The organism is Myroides pelagicus, from assembly GCF_009711055.1.
GTDB classification, from domain to species: domain Bacteria; phylum Bacteroidota; class Bacteroidia; order Flavobacteriales; family Flavobacteriaceae; genus Flavobacterium; species Flavobacterium pelagicum.
Map to the genome: position 1 here is coordinate 1 of NZ_WMJY01000066.1, position 4814 is coordinate 4814.

Consider the following 4814-nt stretch of genomic DNA (forward strand, 5'->3'; position numbering starts at 1 on the left):
GGTGGCTAAGGTTTCTAAAGTTTTTAAAGATATAAAAACGACTTCAAGACTCAAAAGATTCATATTTAGCTTTATAAGTGTATCCTCTAAATGGATTAAAAATAGTAGGCAGCATAAACTCATCTTATATACTAACAAAGATTATGATAGGCTAAACATAATATAAGTAGTTGATTTTCAACTAACAACAAAACAACCTTATCTTTGATTGATCATACAAGAACAAGGTTGCTATGCATACAACTTTACTGTTAGCTTAACCTTTGTTGATAAAACGCATTTTTACGAATATAGAACAGTGCTTTTTACACTAAATTGGCATCATAGTAATCTGAAGAATCATAGGTAATAGCAAAATTATTTAACTGCAGATTTAAGGTATAAATACAATGCTTAGTTATTTAATCAAAGGTAGATGGGGGATTAAATTTAGATTCAGAGTATTTGTTATGAGCGATTGGGTTGATTTTTGAAATATGGTATTGCTAATAAATGAATGCTTTAGCTTTATTATTGTAGAGCTTTTATTAATTTTTGTATCTAATAATTTAAGGTTATATTTACAGCTTTAAATATTATTATAATTTACAAGATGAAAACTGAAGCAGAATTAAAAGCAAGAAGTGGTAATAAGTGCGAATTATGCGATTCTACAAGTAATTTAAGTGTTTATGAGGTTCCACCAGCTGCGGCTAATGATACAGATAAGGAGATCTACGCTTGTGACATATGTTTGGCACAGATAGAGAAAAGACAGGAATTAGATGCAAATCACTGGCAATGTTTAACGACTTCAATGTGGAGTGAGTTTCCTGCGGTTCAAGTTGTAGCATGGCGTATGCTTAACCGTTTTAGAAATGAAAGTTGGGCAGCAGATGCTTTAGATATGATGTATCTCGATGATGAATTACTAGAGTTTGCTAAAGCTACTGGTGATCATACTGGAGATGGACAGGTTGCATTACACAAAGATTGTAATGGAAATATCTTAGTAGGGGGTGATTCAGTGACGTTGATTAAAGACTTAGATGTTAAAGGATCTACTTTAAATGCTAAGATTGGTACAGCGGTGAGAAATATTCGTTTAGTACATGATAATCCTGAGCAGATTGAAGGTAAAATTGATGGACAGCAGATAGTTATTTTGACTAAATTTGTGAAGAAACAGGCTTAAAATGAAAAAAGAGGAATAGTAATCTATTCCTCTTTTTTCATTTTTAACCAACGAGGGAGACTAAATTCTTTTAGTAAATGAGCTAATTGGTAAGAGGTGTAGTTCATTTGATTTAACCAAATTACTTCTTCTAATTCTGCATGTGGTTTTACTGATTTAGTAGTTAATCGAATTAGAAATATATCTGCGGATACTAGTGTTTTAGCTTCATTAACTGCTGTTGTTTGATGGCTCCCTAGGTAGCTTATTTGCTCATTGTTTAAGTCTAGATCTAATTCTTCTTTTATTTCTCTAAAGAGTGCTTCTTTAGCTGATTCGTTTGTTTGTATTTTCCCTCCAGCCATCATATAATATGTGGATCCTTTTTTCCTAACTACTAGCATTTCATTATCTGAATTTATCACTAGAGCCGAGGCTAAATGAATTGTTTTGAGTGTCATATGTTTTTTTTGCAATTTACGAAGACTGAAATAAGTATTCAAGTGAATATAAGTCTTAATATTTTAGAAGAATTATTTGTTTCATTTAGTAAAAAAATGAAAAATAGGGCTCAAAAATAAAAAAATAGTAAAGTAGGAAGTGTTTTGTACTTTTTTCTTTATTATATGTAAAATATTTATATCTTTATTTGATGAAATAGTAGCACTAAAAGAGCTTCTGTTTTAATGTTTAATATTTAAAAAAGAAAAAGCCACATTTTGTGGGAAAATGAACAAAACAATGGTAAAAGAAGAATTTACTGCGTTATTTAAGGGATACAAGATCCCTAATATTTTGAAAAACTTGTTAGATTTTCAAACATCAGATAGTATTCCATCATATTATTCAAATGCGCTTTATCTCTTGACAGAGGGTGATAATCTTATCGAAGAAGTTTCCGATAATCCTGAATTTACTAACGCATTTATTCCTTTTGCTGAAGCTGATTCAGCTGGAAGTATTTATGCTTTTTGGATTAACGATACAACTAATGTAAAAGTAGAGGACTTACCTATTGTGGTTTTTGGTGGTGAAGAAGGGATACATTTAGTAGCACAGAATTTGAATCAATTACTGCAAATAGCAGCTTATGATGTCGAACCTAGTATATTTGAAGAAGAATTGGTCTTTTCTGATAAAGAGCTACTCATTGAAGACGATGAATTTGTAGCAACCGAGTTTAATAAGGAGTATTTAGATTGGTTGAGATCAGAAGCTAAGTTAAAGCCAATTGTAAATGTAGAGGATATTGATGCTGTTATTGAGGGAGTGAACAACGAATATGGTATTGAATTTTTATCTTTTTTGGATAAAATGTAATATTGTATTACTTTTTGTATAAAATAAAAAAAGAGTTACAGTGTTGTAACTCTTTTTTTTTGTTATTTTTAGCATTTGATTTTTTAATTTATTAAATATGTGGGCGGATTTTACTAGTTGTCTACATTGAGAATAGTTAAGTTGTTAAGTTGTTAAGTTGTTTGAATAGTTTGGTTGTAATGAGTGTAAAATCCATTACTTTATAAGGTAAATTAATAAGTTAGTTAAAGAGTGTTAAGTATGAAAAAAATTACATTATTATTAAGTTTGATTTGTTTGTTTAAAGTAGACTATGGTCTAGGACAAACAAAGGAGACGAGGAAGTTGGTAACAGATCAATATGTTTCTACCAGTGAGAAATTGATAAGTTCTTTACAACAGCTTTCTAAAGAGACAAAAACTGCATGGGCTATTGCAGAAGAAAAGAAGATAGCAATACGTGGTGTTGATGCAGGGGATAATTATTATGAGTTAGTTCGTTTTGATGAAGAAGGCTTTCCTGTCTATAAGACTACTTTTAATAAAGAGGCTCGTATTACGGGACGTGTAGATGATATTAAAAAGACAACGTTTAGACGTGAACTTAAAGGAGATGGTATGATTATCGGTGTTTTAGATGGTGCTGTGGTACTTGATAATCACCAAGAATTCGTTAATCGAATAACGAATAAGAGTTCTGTTTTATTAAGAGGAAGTTTGCCTGATTTTGATGCTATAGATTTTGATAGAAGATCTTATGAAAAAGGTAGATGGCATGCAACGCATGTTTGCGGTACTATCATTTCTCAAGGAGTTAATGAACTATCTAAAGGGGTGGCTACTCATGCTAAGGTGCTTAGCTATACATGGGTTGATGATTTTAATTCAATGTTAAGTATTGCTTCTGAAGGGGTTTTAGTTAGTAATCACTCTTATGGTTTAAGGTATTTTGATGATTATGGATTTCTTTATCGTCCTTCATCGATTGTTTATCTAGGGGCTTATTCTAGGGAAAGTTATAATATAGATTTAATTACTAATGAGAAAGACTATTATCAACCTGTTTTTGCTGCAGGAAATGATGGAGATTATGTAGGTAACACATATAAAGGTGCTAAGGAAAATGTGGACATGCTAGGAGGTTATGCTTTAGCTAAGAATGCAATTGTTGTTGCTGCTGTTAATGATGTGCCAAAGTATGTTGATGCAAGTAGTGTTAAAATTGCTAGCTTTAGTAGTCAAGGTCCTTCAAATGACTTTCGTATAAAACCAGATATCTCTGCGAATGGGGTGGATGTATTATCTCCTGTGTTTAGAGTTCCAACGGGGGGGGTGAAAGCGGATCCAAAGCTTGATCTATATGGAGAGAGTTCAGGTACATCTATGGCAACTCCTGTTGTTACTGGTATTGTATCTCTATGGCAGCAATGGGCAATTAAAAATAACGTGAATAATATGCCTTTTAAATCTGCTACTATCCGTGCAATAATGGCTCATACGGCTGATGAAGCAGGATCTAAGCCTGGACCAGATCATATCTTTGGATGGGGATTAATTAATGCGGCGAAAGGTGTGCAATTGATGGAATCGAGTAAAAAGGAATATAATTCTTTTATTGTCGAAGGAGCTTTGAAGAACGAACAAGTTTATACTAAAAATGTTGAAGTAGGTGAGGATATGGGAGATTTGGTTGTAACTCTTTCATGGACTGATTTACCTCCTTTAAATCCAGAGTATAACAAGTATAGAGATGAAGAGTATTCAGTAAATAATCCAGTTTTAGTTAATGATCTTGATCTTGTAGTAATTAAAGATGGTGTAGAATATTTTCCATGGAAATTGAATAAATCTTGGGAAGATCCTCAAGCAATTAAAGGAAATAATGATGTAGATAATATTGAGAAAATTGAAATTATGGATATTGCTCCTGGTGTATATACTATTATGGTAAGTCATAAAAATCAATTACAAGTTAAAAAATCTGGAGATCCAATTAAGCAAGATTTTTCTTTAACAATGAGCTTGTCTCCTGCTTTTGATGTAAAAAAGGTTGCCGGGGTTGATAATAAAGAGAAGGTAGCAACTGTGATTAAAAGTTTATGGCCAAATCCAGTAAGTAATTTAATGAATGTTAAGATTGCAGAGGAGCATTTGAATGAAGATGTTGAAATTGCTGTTTACGATATGAATGGTAAAATGGTTTATTCGATGAATAGACAAAAGAATAGTACTGGTTTGTACGCAATCTCTATGGACGGGTTTCCTCAAGGTGTTTATCTAGTAGAAATAAATGTTGGTGGTCATGTAGAAGTCGATAAAGTAGTAAAAAATTAGTTGTTGGTTTGATTAGTAGGGGTCCGCG

General features: G+C 32.1%; 4 protein-coding genes. 3 read left to right on the forward strand and 1 reads right to left on the reverse strand.

All coding sequences use genetic code 11. The features are described 5' to 3' along the window. Positions 1–592: 592 nt before the first annotated feature. Positions 593–1174: a PhnA domain-containing protein gene (locus tag GJV77_RS14420; RefSeq protein ID WP_155037033.1), complete on the forward strand. Its 582-nt coding sequence runs from the start codon at positions 593–595 to the stop codon at positions 1172–1174. Between the two features lie 23 nt (positions 1175–1197). Here GJV77_RS14420 and GJV77_RS14425 read toward each other — a convergent pair whose 3' ends face one another. Further along, a complete protein-coding gene (locus tag GJV77_RS14425; protein WP_155037034.1) occupies positions 1198–1614 on the reverse strand; it encodes an NUDIX hydrolase in 417 nt (138 codons plus the stop codon). Positions 1615–1894: 280 nt separating this feature from the next. Between GJV77_RS14425 and GJV77_RS14430 the strand changes: the two genes are divergently transcribed. Continuing rightward, the gene (locus GJV77_RS14430) at positions 1895–2473 is read left to right on the forward strand and encodes a cell wall assembly protein (RefSeq protein ID WP_155037035.1); all 579 of its coding nucleotides are present in this window, start codon (positions 1895–1897) and stop codon (positions 2471–2473) included. Positions 2474–2713: 240 nt separating this feature from the next. Then, positions 2714–4786 carry a S8 family serine peptidase gene (locus GJV77_RS14435; protein ID WP_155037036.1) on the forward strand — a complete coding sequence of 691 codons (2073 nt, stop codon included), beginning with the start codon at positions 2714–2716 and terminating at the stop codon, positions 4784–4786. Positions 4787–4814: the final 28 nt, after the last annotated feature.